The sequence below is a fragment of the Succiniclasticum ruminis DSM 9236 genome, from assembly GCF_900112895.1.
GTDB lineage: Bacteria > Bacillota > Negativicutes > Acidaminococcales > Acidaminococcaceae > Succiniclasticum > Succiniclasticum ruminis.
In genome coordinates this window covers 1-18,684 of the sequence record NZ_FONL01000029.1, presented here as the reverse complement: position 1 = coordinate 18,684, position 18,684 = coordinate 1, and the positions used below count along the sequence as shown (strand labels likewise).

Below are 18,684 nucleotides of genomic sequence, written 5' to 3'. Positions count from 1 at the left end.
TAACAGCCGTAGATTTTTCTGCGGCTGTTTTGCTATAATTAAAAAAAACGGTGGAGGTGCTTTATGGAAATCAAACAGATTCGCAATGCAACGATTCGCGTTTTATATGCAGGCAAGACGTTTCTGATAGATCCCTGGCTTTTGGAAAAAGGACGGATGGGATGTTTTTTGGATATCCCGAATCATCCGTTTCATGTTCCGGATACAGCGAAAGAAGGGATACCGATGCCAATGTGCGCGCTGCCTGAACCGGTAGAGGAAATACTGAAAGGCGTAGACTATTATATTGTAACGCATATTCATCCTGACCATGTTGACATGGCGCCGGATGGCACGGTAGGAGGATTGTTGGACAAAACGGTGCCTGTTTTGGTGCAGAATGAAACAGACGGCAAGGTGTTCCGTGCATCCGGCTTTGAACAGGTCCTTGTGTTAGGGGAAACCGCGTATGCCTGCGGTGATGTTTCAATCACCCGGACACCGGCGTTGCATGGCGTGATAGAACCCTGCGGAGAAGCATGCGGTGTTTTATTTCAGGCAAAACAGGAAAAGACACTGTATGTTGCAGGGGATACGATCTGGACTACAGAAATAAAAAAGACGCTGCAGACTTTTACGCCGGATGTGGTGGTATTGAACGCCTGCGCTGCGGAACTGGTCGGTTTTGGACGGTTAATCATGAATGACGAAGATGTGGAAGCGGTTGCCAGGACCGTACCGGATGCGCAGATTGTCATCAGCCATATGGATACAGTGGCGCATGCATCCATAACCCGTTATACAATGCGCGGCTTGCTGGCAAAGCGCGGCGTGGAATATTTGATGCCTGAAGACGGGGAGACGCTGGCGTTTAACTGAACAGAACCCGGTTTTATAAATTGTTGTTTTTCTAACAGCCGTAGATTTTTCTGCGGCTGTTTTGTTATAATTAAGTGAGTCGATGATAATCGTACAAATCGAAGTGTAGTGTCTAATACTGATTGTTCAATGAGAAGAAGGGCTAAAATTGAAAGAATTAGATGTTGTAAAGCTTAAGAGAGAATTTAACGGACTTCCTTTGGGTACTGAGGGAACAATTGTATTGGAATATGACGGTACACATTTTGAAGTTGAGTATTATGATGCCAATGGAAATACCATTGATGTAGTTACAACTCCGGCAGATATCATAGAACTTGTTTCAGATTTTGTTGAATGATACGGCGAAAACGGAGTATCGTATAACGCAAATCCTTTTCCGTCTTGATTTTCGTTTCATCTACTACTATAATGGATTTAAACAAAGCATCCTTGCTTTGCTGGTCGACGGTTCGTGCGGAGCCAGTGCCAGTAAACCAAGCGGTGCTTTTTTCTTTGTTTATATTACAGCACAGACTTGTCTTTTATGGCATACGATACGGCGAAAATGGAGTATCGTTTAGCCGACAAATTCGGATTTTTTCTAAACTTCAGTGCTTAATCATTAAATATGATTAAGCGCTGTTTTTTTGTTTTTGGGAAAAGGGCAGAAGCATTTTGTGATGGTTTGTCGTGAAAAGTTTTCAATGGAAATGACAAAAAGTACACATTTTGTTGCAGTATATAAGAACCTGAAAAACGGCTTATAAACCGCAACTTTTCTTTTTTGTGTCATATTGTTGTATACAACATTTTTAACTAGTATATTTGTTGTAGAAATGATACAATAATATTATTAAGAGAACGGAAAAGGTTTACAATAATAAAAATTGTTTTTTGGAGTGAATAAATAGAAATGAATGCCTTTGACCTTTTTGCCGGAGCTGGTGGACTTTCTTTGGGCATGGAGAAAGCTGGTATTACTGTTAAATGGGCTAACGAAATAGATTCTAATGCCTGTGAAACATATAGAAATAGCCATCCGAATACTACTTTGTTTATGGAAGATGCTAATATTCTTTTGACGCGACTAATTTGCGGAGATGAAAACTTGCCCAAACCTGGAGATGTTGACGTGATAGCTGGCGGACCGCCATGTCAAGGATTTAGCGGTTACAATCGTTTCCGAAATCCAGACGATCCCCGAAATTCATTAATGGAAACGTTTTTAGCGTTTGTTGATTATCTAAAACCACGTTATGTTTTACTTGAGAATGTACCGGGTATGCTTTCTCTTGCAGGTGGTGCTACCCCTAGATTATTATTAACTACACTTAATGAATTAGGATATAATACACGACTTGGAATATTACAAGCAGGTTATTATGGTCTTCCTCAAAATAGATGGAGAGTGTTTATTTGGGGTTCATATGGTGATTTGTCGATTCCAGCATTTCCACTACCTAAATATAACTTTCCTAGAACTACTATTTTTGGCGCCACGCAATTTCGCGATAGTGTTATCAAACCAATAAAGGGAGATAATGGGCTTTTGCCTTTCATTACTGTAGGTGATGCTATTTCAGATTTGCCCAGAATAGAAAATGGAAGTGGCATTGAGGAAGTAATATATGAATCTGAACCTTTATCCGATTACCAAAAAATACTTAGAAATGAAAAAGGGTTAACTTATAATCATGTAACAAATAGACTTGGCACAATACAATACGAAAGATGTCTAGCGCTATCAAATAAAAATGGTTCGGGATGGAATGATTTGCCAGAAGAATTAAAACCTCGAAATCTTTTAAAGTATGGCGATTCAAGGTACGGGAATCGCTTTGGTAAGTTGTCAGAAGATGGGGTATTTAATACCATTTTATCTAGGCCTTATCCGTATTGGTCAGCGGTATTTCATCCTAATCAAGATAGAGTCATTTCTGTTAGAGAATCTGCCCGTGCTCAAAGTTTTCCCGACAGCGTTCGTTTTTATGGGAAACGGAGTTCTCAATATCGACAAATTGGAAATGCTGTGCCTGTATTATTAGCATATGAGATTTTCTCCATGCTGAAATAATCTTGAATCTGAAGAATAGTTATCATTTGGAATGTAAATTGATAAGGCTATATAATAAAACAGATCTTGTATTTTGTTATAATGTTAAGTTTTTTGGTAATTACTATTATTCACAAGAAGTGGTTATGATTTATTTCCAAAACGTTTATTCAGCAAACGAAGAAAAGCAAAAAGTATCTAAATATAAGCTAATTAATGGCACTATTGTCGCAGATTAAAACAATCTAAACACGAAAAGAACTGTCATAACCTGTAAAGAGGGCTGTATTACGTTGATGATGCTTGTTCCTGCTGCAAATTACTGAATTGAAGAAGTAACTGAGAAATCAGTCAAAATGTAAACCTGCCTATTAAGGTAGGTTCTTTATTTTTAGTAGGTTGAACAATTTGAAATTATAGGACATGAACATGATTTAAATGGTGATGGTGGCGATGGCATAACTCATGGACAATTTGAAATAGAAGGAAAGGGCGTTTATAAAAGGATTTTAATTCGTAAAAGAAAATCTGCCGTTCTGGGAAAATAATGTTATAATATTGGAAATGAAATATGGGGTGATGATTATGCCAACCGTTGAGGGTCTTACTAATGCAAAAAAGAATAAGAAAGATGAGTTTTATACTCAGCTTGTTGATATTGAAAAGGAAATGAAATTTTTTAAGAGCAATTTTGAAGGTAAAATTGTTTATTGTAATTGTGATGACCCGTATGAAAGTAATTTTTTTAAATTTTTTGCTTTGAATTTTAATCGGTTAAAATTAAAGAAACTTATTTCTGTAAGTTACACCGGGTCTCCTGTTGCTGGAGAAGAATTTGGATTGTTTGAGAATCAGGGGAAAGAATATAAAATTACTGGAAAACGGGCATATAAAGTTACGCTGACGGAATTAAAAGACGTTACTGGCGATGGTCGAGAAGATTTAGAAGACGTAAAAGAAATTATTAAACATCGAATTCGGTATCTTAAGGGCGATGGCGATTTTCGGTCAGAAGAAAGTATCGCTTTATTAAAAGAAGCTGATATTGTAGTGACAAATCCGCCGTTCTCTTTATTCCGTGAGTATATTGCCCAACTTGTTGAATATGATAAAAAGTTTATAATCATAGGTAATGTCAATGCTATTACATATAAGGAAATTTTTACACTTATAAAAAACAATAAGCTGTGGCTTGGAGCTTCTATTCATAGTGGCGACAGAGAATTTCGAGTTCCTGATAGTTATCCATTAACGGCAAGTGGAAGTCGTATTGATGCTAATGGAAATAAATATATTCGAGTTAAAGGGGTTAGATGGTATACTAATGTAGATTATGAAGAACGTCATGAAGATTTAGATTTATACAAAGAATATAATTCGGAAGAATATCCTAAATATGATAATTATGATGCTATCAATGTAAATAAGACCGCAGAAATTCCTTGTGATTATGATAGGGTAATGGGTGTACCTATTACATTTTTAGATAAATATAATCCTGAACAATTTGAAATTATAGGATTTGGACAAGGTGATATGTTTATTGAAATTGGTGGTGTTGGTGTTTCAGAAGAATTTGTAAATGATTATTATTTACAAGGAAATACAGGTCAAATTTCCGTAGGTTGGAAACATCTTGTATATTATATAAATGATAAAGCAAAAATACCATATGGGCGTATTTTGATTCGTAAAAAAAGTTAAAGTGAAAGTAGGTGTGTTATGAAAATTGAAATGTATGAAATTCCAATCAGTGAGGTTGTCGCCGGGTATCTTGATAGTGCTGATAATGGTGTAGTCGCTTATCATGGACGGTTAGATGTTCGTCCTCCATTTCAAAGAGAGTTTATTTATAAAGATAATCAGCGTGATGAAGTTATTCGTACTATTCGGAAGGGATTTCCTTTGAATGTAATGTATTGGAGTGTTTCAGGAAAAAATGATGAAGGTGAAGATACTTATGAACTGATGGATGGGCAGCAACGGACTATTTCTATTGGTCAGTATGTAGCTGGTGATTTTTCGATTGACCATCGGGGTTTTGGTAATTTGACTACTGATGAACAGCAACAGATTTTAGATTATAAATTAAATATTTATATTTGTGATGGTACAGAAAAAGAAAAATTGGACTGGTTTAAAATTATTAATATTGTAGGGGAAGAACTCACCCCCCAGGAATTACGAAATGCCATTTATACCGGTTCGTGGCTTGCTGATGCAAAGAAAAAGTTTAGTAAGCCGTCAGGGGTAGGGATAAAAATTGGTGAGCCATATGTTAAAGGTGAACCGAAACGGCAGGATTTTCTTGAAACGGCTCTTTCATGGATTGCGGATAAAGAAAATATTACGATAGAAGATTATATGGCAGATAATCAGCATGAAGCAAATGCTGAAGAACTTTTGAATTATTTTAGGACGGTAATCAAATGGATTGAAACTGTATTTCCTACCCCGAAAGGAAAGAAACCTCGTAAGGAAATGAAAGGCTTAAAATGGGGTATTTTGTATAATAAGTATGCGGATAAATTTAAGGTATCTTTGGAAGATAAAGTTGATGCTTTGATGGCAGATGATGAAGTTGGTAAGAAATCTGGAATTTATGAATACCTGTTAAGTGGTGATGAAAAATATCTTTCTTTGCGTGAATTTCGTGATAATGAAAAACGGACGGCGTATGAAAAGCAAAAAGGTATTTGTGCTATTTGCGGTGAGCCGTTTGATTTTGACCAGATGCAGGGCGACCATATTAAGCCGTGGTCGTTGGGTGGTAAGACGGTATTAGAAAATTGTCAGATGCTTTGTCAGAAATGTAATTTAGAAAAGAAAGCAAAATATAGTAAACCGAAGAAATAAGGGGTTACCATCGAATGTATTAAGAAAAAATGAAACAACAGATAATTCCTGTTTTCATAACAAAAGCCCTGCCATCAGGCAGGGCTTTAATAATCTTGCGTTATTAAGGCTCTTCATTAATAATTCTATCTAAAACTTTACCCATCCTTGTTATCATCGGTACAACTAGTGCATTACCCATGCAGAAGTATCTCATGCGTGGCGGCATACCGGTATCGGTCCAGTTATCGTCAAAGCCCTGTAAGCGTTCTGCCTCAACGGGGGTTATCAGACGCAGGCGACCGGTTCCGGGATCAGATACCACATGAGTGCTCCGGTTCTTTGTACTTTCGCTGGTGAGCATCGTCCGGCTGGGGCGGTCCCACGGGTCCGGGAAAGCGATGGGGCCTTCAGAAAAAACATACTCATGTCCATTAGAAGACTTGCGGGGTATTTTTTTTGCACCTTTCATGTATGCCCACTTTGCCATGTCTTCAGTGGTGAGGTAGTAATTCTCATCAACATTTGCCTGCAGAACACTTCCGAGCAGGGTTGGAGTTTCTTCTATTTCTTTCACGGGAGCAGTATAGACTTTTCCGTTTTTCATGAACCCGGCATTTTCAAACCGGAATTCAAAGGTATCGGATATTTCTACCAGGTCGGCGGGAAAAGAGGTATCGCAGGTTTTTTCTATAGTTTCTATAGGGAAGCCGGTGGCAAAGAAACCTTGTTGGCTGATGATATCTACCGGTAAGCAGGCGGACATCCGTTGTGCATAGGCGGTATCCTTTTTGTAAGCGAAGATGAATGTCCTGCGCCGGCGCTGCGCTGCGCCGTATACCGCGGCGTTGATGACCCGCCATTCAACTATATAACCTAATTGGTCAAGGCAGGCCAGCATCACACCAAAGTCGCGGCCCCGTTGACTGGCAGGGGATTTCAGAAGACGGTCGACGTTTTCCAATAAACAGAAGGGGGGCTTTTTGGCGATGATGGTATCCCGAATCTGCCACCATAATACACCTTTTTTACCTTCTATCCCTTTAGCAGAAGACAGGCTGTGTGCCACGCTATAATCCTGGCAGGGAAAACCACCAACCAGAACCGAGTGGTCAGGTATAGCTTCCTTACTGACTGCCGCGATATCCTCTGCAGTATGATACTCTCCGTTCATATCCGGAGAATCATTGAAGTGGGCTACGTAACACTTATGTGCCCACTGTGTTCTTGCACCCGGTTCCCATTGTGAGAACCAGGTGGTCTTCCAGCCGGTCCCGAGACGGTCGAAACCCAGCCGGAATCCGCCGACGCCGGCGAAAAGTTCACAAATCGTTTTTTCCATAAGTCCTCCTTGGCATTGCAGCCATCACACTTGTAATTTTGGCCTGGGGATTTCCCCTGTTAGCACCATCAGACGATGGATCATTGGCCCTAAAAAGCAGAACATATGTCTACATAAATATTATAACATAAAATAAATGTTCGCGCAACAACCACTGCACTTTTTTATAACTTACTTTTTTACCATTAGTTTTTCATATACTATCAGCAATGTCCAACATAATAATGTATCTCGGCAGTTATGGATTCACTGATTTTTTTCTCTGATTGCAAGTAATATCATCTGTACACAGGTATCAGTGTTCTTTAATACATCTTTCTCCCAGAAATGCATACAGGACCACCCATCTTTTGTTAACAGGGCGTCGTTTCGTTTGTCGCGGGCGATGTTTTCTTCGATTTTTTCGATCCAATAGTCCCTGTTAGCTTTGAGACGAGGCTTTCTTTCTTCCCACTGATATCCATGCCAAAATTCACCGTCGACGAAAACGGCTATCTTATGTTTCGTTATAGCAATATCAGGGGAACCGGGAAGCTTCTTGTAATTCAGCCTGTAACGGAAGCCATTATGCCATAGTTTTTTAGCAAGCAATGTTTCGGCTTTGCCCTTTTTAAGATGCACATGAGCCATGCGATGACTTATTGCGGGAGTAGTGTCATAGTGATTGGGATGTTTCATTATAATTGACCAATCTTTCTTCGAAGTCAGCAAATTGGGTTTTATCAAGTAAATCATCCAGGAAAAAAACTGTCCAACCTTCAGCTGACAAAACTGAGTTAGCATCGCTGTCATCAGTATTGAGAATTGCTATTCTGGGCTCATCGATTCTAAACATGGCTTTTATCTTAGAAGTGCCGGTTCTGATGGTGGCACTATTACGGTAATTCAAATTGTATCTATGGAGAGTGTTCGTGATGAGCGATTTGAAATCTATGATATGAACAAGATTATTTGTGGCTGGTTCGATTTCGTCTACATTACAATGGCAAACTCCATAGCCGGACACAAATTTCTGTAGCAGGGTCGATAATCTTATATTACCATGTAACGTAGAGGATAAAAGAAGCATTGAATCACCTGTGTTTATCCGTGCATCAGTAAGTTTATTATTAGCATAATAATATTTGCTATCTTCGTTATTCATTAGGAGGTCAAAAAAACACAAAAATGCTTCCATAGATATTGAGACGTCACTATTTATCATCAATTTATCACAATGAAAGTTCAGGGATTCCAATATTTCAGTATCCATAGAGAATTTATTCCATGCAAGGTGTCGGTTACATCGTTCTATAACTTCTCCCTTTGGGTTGATTATTTCGCAAGAATAACATTCTTCTACAAACTGATGATTGAGCATTCTTCCCATCCTAAAAAAGATACAGGACATGAGTTTCAAAATCTTATGCTGTTGATGATTCAAATCTTCAATAATGCCCCAAATATTTTTAAACTGAAGATCTATTACCGAATTACCGTCAGGAGTAAGGATTTTTGGACGGAAATCATAAGGCCTTTTATTATCACCCTTTTGCACACTTTCTTTTCCAGGATATTGAATATAAATTTTTTCCCCTTCTGCTGTTTCATAAAGCTTGAGCCTTTCTTCCCTTTGTTCAAAAACCAATTCATTAGTTTCGATAGATGACCGTATCAGATTTTGAAGCGCAGTAATATTCTCTTCGCGTTTTCGTTGGGTCCTGAGAGTTTTCTTTTTGGGGTATGTGCATTTCAATAAGGTTTCAAGTTCCCGTATCCTGTACATGATTATCACTGCTCCTTAATAAACTTTCTAATATAGCTGTTGTTCAGCCAAAAGCACTGCTTGGTCATTCTTCTGCCATCAGGTAAAGGTAAGGTATCATTGCTGTCTTTTGCATGTGGACGGACGTGAGCAACGGGATTATCTGTTTTTTTGGGCAGATTGTTACATATTCCTCGTCGGGTCGAAGTGAGCTGCACCCCTTCCCGAATGATATGAACGGTTTTTTCCCAAACTGTTTTTACCTCATCCAAATCGGCAGCAGGAATATTCCAAAATTGGGCACCTGCGAATGTGGAGCCGCCGGCGGCATTTTTGCGAAAGATAACAAAAAGGAACTTGGTCGGCGCCAGGTAATTATATAATTCTGACTCTTCCCAAGTATCTTCCATACTTAGTTTGATGAAGTCAAAGGTGGGGAAGGACATACTCTCCTTGATAGCACCGTTGGGTTCTATATGTATGGTCTTTGGAACGATACCGGCTTTTTTGAACTCGGCAGTATTGGCTATTCTGCCTTTGATGCCCAGCATACCGGCTAATATAAGTTCGTTCTGATTCTTAGCGGTACTGTGGATTCCTAGTTCGGCTTTTAGCTGGTCCCTGGATTTTCCATAATATGGTTTCAGTTTATTTATGACCAATTCTTCGAAAGAAGTGCGGTGCAAATCATCTACGGATTTAATGATGTGCTCGTTTTCTTCAATGCCGAACACATACCTTCGGAGAATCTCCGAAACGTATGATTGCTTCAGGGAGTAGGCTCGCTGTTTTGCTTTGATGTCGGAAAATGGTTGTGTCCGAAAAGATTTTTCGGCCGTCGCGCCCTTTGTGCAGGCTGCCAGGTACATGGTATCCCCTTCCGATATCTCATGTGCTCGTCCTGCACGTATTTTGTCCATGATGATTTGCCAATCATGTTCTATGACTGCCAGGTCTTCGTCCGGGGCACTGAACAGAAGTGCATTGCTGATCATGAAGTCGCCTTTGGACTGATTCTTGATATTTTCATATACCATCAAGAGCATTGTTTGACATTTATGCCAAAAGGAACTGGCCTTGAAAGTCTTTTTATATTCTTCGTTGTAGTCGATAATGTTGCAGACCAATCGTTCTTTGGCGCGAATGCCGGCCTTGCCGCTTATGTAAGGGATGACTTTCAGCTCAACCCCGGCTTCTGGAAAATCAGGCTCTGATTCCGAATTAGGGGTATAGCCAAACCAGCATTCTTCTATCATCGTGCCTATTGCACCTTTGCCGGTAGCCAGCCTGCCGGTAATATCGATGTCTTTCAAAGGAATCCCTATGGCTTCTTTCGCCCGTTCCAATAGTAACTCTTTAGTGGTGTATTTAGTCCCTTTCATAACCAATCTCCATAATGGAAAATAATGAGTTTTTTACTATGGATTTCAAGTAATTATATCATTGTTTCGACAATTTGGCATAGGAGTACGTTAGGGGATTTTTTTGATGTCCATATTATGCTATAATTTTTATATAGATAGTTTTTTAAAGAAGCCATATACTGAACCACACCACTTGATTCCGACGTCGAAACAGGAACACTTTGAGGTTTCTTTGGATGTTGAAGAAGATTAAATAGAATACTAGTGAAGCTGTTATTGTTCACAAGGGGGAGCAATTATGTATACAAAAATGGATAATAGCGGAGTTGAAGATGTTTGTTATACTAAAGAACATATCGAAAAAGTATTGGATGTTATAAGAAAAAATTTTGGTCAGTATTTTGAGAGCTTTTTGGATTCTACAGCAGGAAAAGGAGTTACATTAGAACGTTTTCAGGGACTTCAGGAAAAATTTAGAGTTGCAGGTCAAGCGAAAAAGAAAAAGGGAGATTTATCTGAGAATTATAAAGCTATCATACGAGAATCCATTAATGATTTTGAACAAGATCGTGTTAACTATATAAATATCCTGAAGAAGAATTGGTTGGAGGATTTGGAAGACGATGCATATAGTTTTAAATCAAAAACATTAAAGAATGAATGCCCTATAATTAGAAAAACACTTGCTAACAAGAAAGCGAAAGAGCTTGATAAATACAGAATCAGTTTTTCTATGGCAGATGCAGATTGGCTGTTAAAAGTTGTAACCAATCTTTGCATATTCGGAGATGAGTACCAGAAAAAATACGATCCCAATACCTATGAAAACGCGAAGACCTACCAAGATTTAGATATGGGTTTATTAGATACCGACGAATATACTGCTTATGGTGTCATCGGTGGTGGAATAAAGACTCACATGCTTTATAAAGTGCACCCGGCTATATTCCCTAATCGTAGCCGTAGTGCTATCTGGGCGCTATGGTATTTAACCGGGAAAGAAACGTTTGGTTGCAGAACTGATTCAGAGTTTCTGATGATAGACCGCGATAAAACCATTACCCAGCAGAACTACTTTTATCCATATGAGTTGTTCGCTTATTATGCTTTTGAGATTTATAAGATGTTGCGGGATAAAGCGGCAGAGTATAACGTCTACATAGATACTGAATATCGCTATGTAATAGTTGATGCGTTTCTGGAATACATTGCTACGAAACATGAAAGTGAAATATCTTTCCTGAAGGCTCAGATAAGAGAAGGGGCGAAGGGCGATGCTTGATTTGGATAAAGATTTTAAGGTGTTATTTCCAAAGCTAGGTTTTAAGCTAAAGGAGTTTCAGAAGAAAGTAATTAAAAATGTTGTAAAAAAAGGTAGTACTCTTTGCATTATGCCCACTGGTGGCGGAAAATCGGCTATATATTGGATGGCTGCCGCAGAGCTTAAAGGGATAAGTATTGTTATATCTCCGCTGACAGCTTTAATTGCAGAGCAGGCACAAAAAATAAAAGAGCAGGGGTACGAGACATTGGAAATTCACGGCGGGATCGATGCAATGAAGCAGATGAACGTTATGTCGGATTTTGCAAATAAAAAGATAAATCCTAAGTTTATCTTTGCAAGTCCTGAAAAAATTGCAACCGATGGATATTTTGAGTACTGCCTGAAACAACGGAAGGATGAAATCAAGCTCATTGTAATCGACGAGGTGCATTGCGTAAGCCAGTGGGGAATGAGCTTTAGACCGTTTTATAAACGTATACCCGATTTCCTAAACAACCTATACGGAGAAGGAAAATGGGCTCGAATTCTTGCATTGACAGCCACGCTCAATCCCATGGAATTAAATGATATCTGCGCTTCCTTTATGATTGAGAAAGATAATATTCTGAAAGAGACTATCTTAATGAGAAATGAAATACAGCTTCATGTAATGAAGTTTGTTAATGAGGAGGAGAAGGAGAGAAAATTTTGGGAACTTATTAAAATGCACAGGGACGAGAAGATTCTCGTTTATTTATATCGTAAAAAGGGTGACCGTGGTGTTGAAGGACTGGCACAAACCGCCTTACATAAAGGATATAAAGCTACATTATTTCATGGAGATATGTCTGCCAATGAACGTATGGAGGTAATAGAGCAGTACAAATCTGGTGAAATCAATATGGTCTTTGCTACAAATGCATTTGGTATGGGAGTAGACATTCCGGATATCAAGGTGGTCATTCACTTTATGATTCCAGAGTCTGCAGAACAATATTATCAGGAAGTCGGGAGAGCTGCTCGTAAAATCAGTAGTGCAAATGCATATCTTTTGTACTCAAATAAAAACATAGACGTAAAACGGAAGCATTTTATTGATGGGTCTTTTCCTAGTGAAGCCAAGCTACGTGAGGTTTATAAAAACATAGGAAAAAGAGCGGGATGCAGAGTTTTTCAGTATTTCGATAATGAAGATATACAACAATGTCTGCCGTATTACATTAAATGCGGCTTGATAACTCTGGTGGCAAAAGGGTTCTCGGGTTTATCAGAGTTATACGACATCAAGGACTCGATTTTACAAAAATACTACAATAGTACTGAAGCAAAAGGTTATGTCAAGACTGTAAAAAAGAACAATATAACGCCTCAAGAATTGTCGGAGGCAGTCTACAAGGCGGTGTTGTCAGGTAACGCAAAACTGAGCAAGGCATTGGAACGTTGGCTTGTAATAGATGTTTCTGATACAGAAATATCTGATGAGAAAATGGCAATAATGTTAGACGATATAGCTGAGAAAAGGAAGTACAAGCATGATCTTTTGGACTATTTTGTTTACTTGATTGAAGATAATCAGGACTCACAACATTTGCATCAGGAGATTGCCCGATATCTTGGTATGGATAAATACCATCTAAACCGCATATATAAAACTGTAGATGGGAACCAGGTGAGAAGCAAATCCGAAGTTATTATATGCGATTTACTAGCTAAGTCCGGACTTAAATATGAATACGAACGGCCATTAGAGTATGTACCAGGTAAATTCATTAATCCAGATTTTACGATTATCCTTGATGATGGATCAGAGCTATATTGGGAACATATTGGGATGCTCGGAAATGAAAAATACAACGAAAATTGGTTAAAAAAAATGGATATTTATGAAAGATACTATCCGGGACAATTAATAAAAACATATGAAACTGGAGCTATTTCACAAGATGCAGAAACGGAAATAAATAAGATAAAGGGTATTGATTAGATTCTATGTCGTATTCCAAGTCAGTAACAACGAAAGATGATTAAGAGATTAATAATAAATAATGAAACTGGTTTCTGCTGAATTGGTATTATGCTTAATAAATGTTAATAGGTAAAAATAGTTGATTTGTATATATAGCTTCCGGTTACAGTTGGGTTATCGAAAAAGCTGTAGTTACAGATGTCGTAAAATAGAAAGATATAGCTATTATAACGACAAAGAACGATATAGAGACATCATTGCAGAAAGCGGGGATAAAATGGCAAAGGGCATTATTTATATCATGAAATCAGTTGTTCCCGGGTTAGTCAAAATTGGAAAAACGGGGTCATCTAATTTTGAACAGCGAATGTATAACTTGGAACATGATGGTTATAGAAATGTAACTGGTCTAAAACGTATATTTGCTATTGAAGTTGAAAACTACGATGACAAAGAAGCCCTGCTTCATACTATTTTCGCAAAAAGTCGTGTATCTGATACAGAGCTGTTTGCATTAGATGTAAATACTGCTATACAACTTCTATCTTCTTTTGAAGGGACGGTTATTTATCCGAAAACAGAAACTAAAGGCGAGATTTTTGCCGATGCTACTGAAAACAAAGAAAGCAATTTGATTCCTAATGGCACATACTATTTTAAGAGGAAGAAACTGTCCGATAATAAAATTGTTTCTGCAACGGCAGTTGTTAATAATGGCAGATGGACACTTTTGAAAGGAAGTGTTCTTGGCGTTACAGAAGACGTTGGAGTTACTCAAAAAGCAAAAACTGTTCGGGCATCCCTTCCTTTAGACAGTAATGGTAAACTGTTGGAAAATGTTGAACTTGGTGAGTGTTCACCTTATCATGCCATTGTTGTTGTGTTAAACCAACACAGTAACGGATGGGATGACTGGGTAAATGGCAAAGGACAGTCAATCAATATATACAGAAAAAAACAGGAGGTTAAATCCTAATATGATATTTTCCTTAAAATCCAGTCGATTTTCGGCTGGATTTTTTTATTTATATAGACGTCGGGTGTATAATAAACATATATGTCTATGTACAGACATTTGGTAGAACGAGAGGCGTGCCTTCCAATAGATTAGAACAGGATATCCATGCTATAATATATGTAAATAAAGAGTTTATTCAGGAAGTAACTGCAACAGGGAGGTTAAAATCATGTTTATAAATAATGACATATATATATCACCAAGGTTCAGCCGAAGAAACTATGTGGATTTAGGATTAAGTTTGGAAAGCTCCCCAGACATATGGCGAATTGCAGTACAAATATTTGAGGATAGAATTAAAGGCCGGTACCTGGATTCTATTCACAAATTAATAGAAGAGGACCCAAACAGAAATGGATTTTCGGCTATGGCTTTAATGTGCTTGCTTGTAGATACATTTATGCAATTCAGATTTGGACTTCCGCAAAGTGAAAACAGAAAAAGTAAATGGAACTACATTGTTTTTATGAATGAGTATCTTAATATTAGGGAGGACATCTCATCGATATTTTACTCTGATATACGTAGTGGGATATTACATTCCGCTGAAACAAAGAATGGCAGTTACTTGATTCCGGATGATTATACAACTATAGAACCTCTTTGCATAGAAAGAAAAACTATATTGAAAGTAAGTGTAAGGGGCATGTTTCGAGACATAGTTCAATATTTTCAAAACTATTGTAACGAATTAATGGACGCGAATAATGTCGAATGCCGCAGAAATTTTATTACTAAAATGGATGATATTACGCTAAAGTATGATGTACTAAACGGGGATCTCGAACTCTGGGCTGTGATAGTTGATAATGCCAATAATATTTTTCATGACTTTAAGCGTGTTCCTTTTTCGTATTCCATATCGGAATTTGATCAAGCAATTATAATAAACAGCAGAGGGAGTAGATTTGACATAAAAATTCCATTTTCAGACATAAAACAGAGCTTATATTATACCGATCCTAAAGCCCGCCACTATATAGTTAATAGCTGGTATATTGATAGTATCCTTAAAGAATTTCCTGAAGCAGTTGAGCGTTATATACGAAATAATGCTGCTTAATCTGTAATTTATCAAGAACGGAAAATAAAGATTAAAAGAAAGAAATAATTGATTTAAAACTTGATATTTTTCATTTGAACAAAGTAGCGCTGATTTATTTTACGTCGGATTTGCATTTTTATCACATAAAAATCATCCATCATTGTAACTGTAAGCCAAATTTCTGTCACAAAAGTCCTTCATAACATCCCCGGGGTTGTTACCAGGTTTTTGAGTTTTTTTGTACAGTTTGAGAGAAAGAAAAGCGGAGGAAGTCATATTATGAAATTTAGCATAAAGAGGGCAAGTTTAAAGAGTTTAAGGGAAAAGCGAAGCGCATGTTTAAAAGAATTAGAAGTGATGAAATTCAGTATTCCTGATATAAGTTTGGAAGAATTAAATAAAAATGAAAAAGAATTGAGGAAAAAGGCAGAATCTCTTTGGGAAGGATATAAATTCTATACAGATAAAGTAGAAGGTTTAAAGAAACAAGCAAGTAGTTTTTTTAATAGAATTTTCGATAGAGAAAAAGTTGAAAGATTAAACAAAGACATTAATTCTTTTAGTATTTTGGCTGATGATTATTTTAAAAAATACACCGACATGCAAGATAGAGTTTTACGTACTCAAGATCTTTATATCAAAAGAAGACCTTACGAAGAAAAACTTAGCTTTTTACATGATTTAGAAAAAGAGATTGTAATTAGAGAAAATGCCGAGAATAAAAGATTAAGAGAAAGAAATAAAATGGCAGAAAACACTCGCCAGGTGCGAGAAATTGCTGAAGATGTAAAAGCTAAACTTTTAAAAAACAAATACTGTCCATATTGTGGGAGATTGATTAATTACAATGGATACGCACACGCGGATCACATTTATCCTATAGATAAAGGGGGGCAGTCGACAATTGAGAATATGGTTTATGTTTGTAGTGACTGCAATCTAAAAAAAGGAAACATGACCCTAGGCAATTTCATACGCAAGTATAATTTGGATAGAAATTACATTGAAACGCAACTTATTAATTTAAATAAGGATTTTTGAGAGTATGATATAATTAATGCTAGACGAAAAAACATTCAATTGTTTTAAAATTTCTTCGGTATTTGAATCTTAAGAGGAGTAAGAAATGAAAATTTGTCCTAGTTGTCAGTTAGAATATGACAATAAATACGCATTTTGTAAAAAATGCGGTTCTCAGTTGGTAGCAAAAGAAGAACGAAGAACTTGCCCTAAGTGTGGAAGTCTTATTGAAACTAATGGCTCTTTCTGTCCTCATTGCGGTGCTTCACTATCAGGTAATAAATTAGATGATACAGAAACGACTTCTGGTTTTAAAGGAGATAATGAAAAAAAGCTAACATCCAATCTTCCTACTGGTAACATCTATGTTCTTTTACTTGGAGTATTAGTTATATTAGGATTTTTATATTTTAATTTCAAGGATAATCTGTATGATGCTGGAATTGTTCAACCTTCGATTGCTGTGGAACAAACACGTTATGCTCAACGTCTTGAGGAAAAAGGAAACCTTGAAAGTGCTTTTCAGTGGTATAGAAAGGCTGCTGAGCAGGGAGACATTGAAGCACAATACCATGTAGGTTATATGTATGATTATGGTGTCGGTATAGGTAAGAATCATAAAGAGGCAGTTGTATGGTATAAAAAAGCAGCAGAACTAGGACATGCCCAAGCACAGTGTAATTTAGCACTTATATATGATTCTGGTGGTCGCTTGGGAAATAGAGAAGAAGCAATTTCGTGGTATAAGAAAGCAGCAGAGCAAGGGGTTCGTAAAGCGCAATTTATTCTAGGCTCAAAATATGAAAAGGGCCATGTGGTAACAAAGGATTATAAAGAAGCCTTTAAGTGGTATAAGAAAGCGGCAGAGCAAGGTGACGGACAAGCACAATACAATGTAGGGCACATGTATTATTACGGCAAAGGAATAGAAAAAAATGAAGAGGAAGCAATCAAATGGTTCAAAAAATCTGCAGACAATGGTATAAATTATGCTGAAGCTACGTTGAAAAAGCTTGGATATTGAAAGTACTGGTAACATTTGTAGGATTATCTTAAAATACTATTAATTACAGTAGAAATTTTATTAAAAGTAATAATTAGGAGAATAGTCATATCATGAAATCTTGTCTAAACTGCAATATAGAGATTGATGATAAATTTACATTCTGTCCTCAATGTGGGAGTAGATTGCAAGAAATCGTTGAAGCAAATTTTTGCCCTTATTGTGGGAACCAAATTGAAACCGAAGGAGTTTTCTGCCCGTATTGCGGGAATTCCATAAGTGATGATTATTCAAATTCGATGGCTTCTCCTATAACAACCGGTCAATACAATACCAAAACCGATGGTCAAAACAACTCTGCCCATAATACTTCGCACTCAATACCAAAAGAACAGAAAACTGAAGAAGGCTTATCATTTTCATCGATAATAAAATATATCCTATATCTCATTGGCGGTTTTTTCCTTCTCTTTATTATGAAAGTATTATCAAAAGGCATGATAAAATCATTTATGAGGGAAGGCTTCAGTTTAACATTTGTCGTTTGTGGCATTATCGTAGCATTAATATGTTATTATTTCATGTATGGAAATAAAAAGTAATAATATATTTCCATTCTGTTTATGTTAGCTGTTACTGTATTATCAATCTTATCAAAAAAAGCACTTCCACTGTAGTTTGGAAGTGCTTTTTGTATGTCTCTATCAGTACAAGAAACTCATGGAATGTCTAGCCAACAAAAATCCTTTGCGGAAATTCAGGGCTGTTTCAATGTTAGGTAACCTGATTCGAAGGCGTTATACGCAAAATCCTGGTCGTACCCATCCCTGAACAGAACATGGTATGTCCCGGTATCAGAAACGCTGACTATGTAGCCTTCGCCATGTTTCGGGTTATCGACGGATGCATGCAGCAGCTTTTTGTTTTCATCAACTTTTGTCTTTGGGCAGGGAGGAGCCATTATAAAATGCCCCTTGTTCTTAGCCAGGTAATCCTTAAGATTGGCAGGCTGGGGCTTGGGTTTGGGTTTGGGTTTGGCTTTGGCTTTGGGCTTGGGACTGCTTGCCCGGGTGATTGATGGCTGCTTATTGTGCCGTTTCGTTTTGTTGCCATTATTGCCTGAATGCTGTCCTTTGCTGTCCAAATACTTCTTATAGCGCTTTTCTCGTATGGCTTTGGTCTGCGGGTAG

General features: G+C 37.5%; 16 protein-coding genes and 1 pseudogene. 12 read left to right on the top strand and 5 right to left on the bottom strand.

Annotation, left to right across the window (positions count from 1 at the left end):
* Positions 1 to 63: 63 nt before the first annotated feature.
* From BM159_RS11370 to BM159_RS11350, 5 genes are all read left to right on the top strand, one after another.
* Positions 64 to 858 (top strand): MBL fold metallo-hydrolase, encoded by a 795-nt coding sequence (locus tag BM159_RS11370; protein WP_093913387.1) that lies wholly within the window; start codon positions 64 to 66, stop codon positions 856 to 858.
* Positions 859 to 1,006: 148 nt separating this feature from the next.
* Positions 1,007 to 1,198: a DUF4926 domain-containing protein gene (locus BM159_RS11365; RefSeq protein ID WP_093914335.1), complete on the top strand. Its 192-nt coding sequence runs from the start codon at positions 1,007 to 1,009 to the stop codon at positions 1,196 to 1,198.
* Between the two features lie 555 nt (positions 1,199 to 1,753).
* Positions 1,754 to 2,914, top strand: a complete 1,161-nt coding sequence (locus tag BM159_RS11360; protein ID WP_093914334.1) for a DNA cytosine methyltransferase — start codon at positions 1,754 to 1,756, stop codon at positions 2,912 to 2,914.
* Positions 2,915 to 3,478: 564 nt separating this feature from the next.
* On the top strand, positions 3,479 to 4,597 hold the full coding sequence (locus BM159_RS11355; protein WP_093914336.1) for an adenine-specific methyltransferase EcoRI family protein: 1,119 nt from the start codon (positions 3,479 to 3,481) through the stop codon (positions 4,595 to 4,597).
* 18 nt (positions 4,598 to 4,615) lie between these two features.
* The gene (locus tag BM159_RS11350) at positions 4,616 to 5,749 is read left to right on the top strand and encodes an HNH endonuclease family protein (RefSeq protein WP_093914333.1); all 1,134 of its coding nucleotides are present in this window, start codon (positions 4,616 to 4,618) and stop codon (positions 5,747 to 5,749) included.
* Between the two features lie 103 nt (positions 5,750 to 5,852).
* On the opposite strand, the gene dcm is transcribed toward BM159_RS11350, so the two are convergent.
* The 4 genes from dcm to BM159_RS11330 form a co-directional block, all read right to left on the bottom strand.
* On the bottom strand, positions 5,853 to 7,070 hold the full coding sequence (gene dcm, locus BM159_RS11345) for a DNA (cytosine-5-)-methyltransferase (protein ID WP_093914332.1): 1,218 nt from the start codon (positions 7,068 to 7,070) through the stop codon (positions 5,853 to 5,855).
* A 246-nt stretch (positions 7,071 to 7,316) separates the two neighbouring features.
* Positions 7,317 to 7,748 carry a very short patch repair endonuclease gene (locus BM159_RS11340; protein ID WP_093914331.1) on the bottom strand — a complete coding sequence of 144 codons (432 nt, stop codon included), beginning with the start codon at positions 7,746 to 7,748 and terminating at the stop codon, positions 7,317 to 7,319.
* Positions 7,726 to 8,835: a hypothetical protein gene (locus BM159_RS11335; protein ID WP_093914330.1), complete on the bottom strand. Its 1,110-nt coding sequence runs from the start codon at positions 8,833 to 8,835 to the stop codon at positions 7,726 to 7,728. Before BM159_RS11335 ends, BM159_RS11340 begins: the two co-directional genes overlap by 23 nt.
* Before the next feature lie 5 nt (positions 8,836 to 8,840).
* Positions 8,841 to 10,196, bottom strand: coding sequence for a Sau3AI family type II restriction endonuclease (locus BM159_RS11330; protein ID WP_093914329.1), 1,356 nt, complete (start codon positions 10,194 to 10,196; stop codon positions 8,841 to 8,843).
* 280 nt (positions 10,197 to 10,476) lie between these two features.
* Between BM159_RS11330 and BM159_RS11325 the strand changes: the two genes are divergently transcribed.
* The 7 genes from BM159_RS11325 to BM159_RS11295 all read left to right on the top strand — a co-directional run bounded on the left by BM159_RS11325 (position 10,477) and on the right by BM159_RS11295 (position 18,096).
* Positions 10,477 to 11,460: a hypothetical protein gene (locus tag BM159_RS11325; RefSeq protein ID WP_093914328.1), complete on the top strand. Its 984-nt coding sequence runs from the start codon at positions 10,477 to 10,479 to the stop codon at positions 11,458 to 11,460.
* Positions 11,453 to 13,426 (top strand): RecQ family ATP-dependent DNA helicase, encoded by a 1,974-nt coding sequence (locus tag BM159_RS11320; protein ID WP_093914327.1) that lies wholly within the window; start codon positions 11,453 to 11,455, stop codon positions 13,424 to 13,426. Before BM159_RS11325 ends, BM159_RS11320 begins: the two co-directional genes overlap by 8 nt.
* 259 nt (positions 13,427 to 13,685) lie before the next feature.
* Entirely contained in the window at positions 13,686 to 14,384 is a 699-nt protein-coding gene (locus tag BM159_RS11315; RefSeq protein WP_093914326.1) for a GIY-YIG nuclease family protein, read from the top strand.
* Between the two features lie 211 nt (positions 14,385 to 14,595).
* On the top strand, positions 14,596 to 15,489 hold the full coding sequence (locus BM159_RS11310; RefSeq protein WP_093914325.1) for a hypothetical protein: 894 nt from the start codon (positions 14,596 to 14,598) through the stop codon (positions 15,487 to 15,489).
* A 261-nt stretch (positions 15,490 to 15,750) separates the two neighbouring features.
* The gene (locus BM159_RS11305; protein WP_093914324.1) at positions 15,751 to 16,512 is read left to right on the top strand and encodes an HNH endonuclease; all 762 of its coding nucleotides are present in this window, start codon (positions 15,751 to 15,753) and stop codon (positions 16,510 to 16,512) included.
* Between the two features lie 85 nt (positions 16,513 to 16,597).
* Positions 16,598 to 17,515, top strand: coding sequence for a double zinc ribbon domain-containing protein (locus tag BM159_RS11300; protein WP_093914323.1), 918 nt, complete (start codon positions 16,598 to 16,600; stop codon positions 17,513 to 17,515).
* A gap of 92 nt (positions 17,516 to 17,607) precedes the next feature.
* Complete coding sequence (locus tag BM159_RS11295) at positions 17,608 to 18,096, top strand: zinc ribbon domain-containing protein (protein WP_093914322.1); 489 nt, start codon at positions 17,608 to 17,610, stop codon at positions 18,094 to 18,096.
* A gap of 155 nt (positions 18,097 to 18,251) precedes the next feature.
* Here BM159_RS11295 and BM159_RS12065 read toward each other — a convergent pair.
* A pseudogene (locus BM159_RS12065) lies at positions 18,252 to 18,684 on the bottom strand (hypothetical protein); the annotation flags it as partial.

Coding starts and splice junctions, on each gene's coding strand:
- BM159_RS11360 (WP_093914334.1), top strand. CDS start 1,754: ATGAATGCCTTTGACCTTTTTGCCGGAGCTGGTGGACTTTCTTTGGGC.
- BM159_RS11305 (WP_093914324.1), top strand. CDS start 15,751: ATGAAATTTAGCATAAAGAGGGCAAGTTTAAAGAGTTTAAGGGAAAAG.
- BM159_RS11300 (WP_093914323.1), top strand. CDS start 16,598: ATGAAAATTTGTCCTAGTTGTCAGTTAGAATATGACAATAAATACGCA.
- BM159_RS11310 (WP_093914325.1), top strand. CDS start 14,596: ATGTTTATAAATAATGACATATATATATCACCAAGGTTCAGCCGAAGA.
- BM159_RS11320 (WP_093914327.1), top strand. CDS start 11,453: ATGCTTGATTTGGATAAAGATTTTAAGGTGTTATTTCCAAAGCTAGGT.
- BM159_RS11335 (WP_093914330.1), bottom strand. CDS start 8,835: ATGTACAGGATACGGGAACTTGAAACCTTATTGAAATGCACATACCCC.
- BM159_RS11350 (WP_093914333.1), top strand. CDS start 4,616: ATGAAAATTGAAATGTATGAAATTCCAATCAGTGAGGTTGTCGCCGGG.
- BM159_RS11330 (WP_093914329.1), bottom strand. CDS start 10,196: ATGAAAGGGACTAAATACACCACTAAAGAGTTACTATTGGAACGGGCG.
- BM159_RS11340 (WP_093914331.1), bottom strand. CDS start 7,748: ATGAAACATCCCAATCACTATGACACTACTCCCGCAATAAGTCATCGC.
- BM159_RS11355 (WP_093914336.1), top strand. CDS start 3,479: ATGCCAACCGTTGAGGGTCTTACTAATGCAAAAAAGAATAAGAAAGAT.
- BM159_RS11370 (WP_093913387.1), top strand. CDS start 64: ATGGAAATCAAACAGATTCGCAATGCAACGATTCGCGTTTTATATGCA.
- BM159_RS11325 (WP_093914328.1), top strand. CDS start 10,477: ATGTATACAAAAATGGATAATAGCGGAGTTGAAGATGTTTGTTATACT.
- dcm (WP_093914332.1), bottom strand. CDS start 7,070: ATGGAAAAAACGATTTGTGAACTTTTCGCCGGCGTCGGCGGATTCCGG.
- BM159_RS11315 (WP_093914326.1), top strand. CDS start 13,686: ATGGCAAAGGGCATTATTTATATCATGAAATCAGTTGTTCCCGGGTTA.
- BM159_RS11295 (WP_093914322.1), top strand. CDS start 17,608: ATGAAATCTTGTCTAAACTGCAATATAGAGATTGATGATAAATTTACA.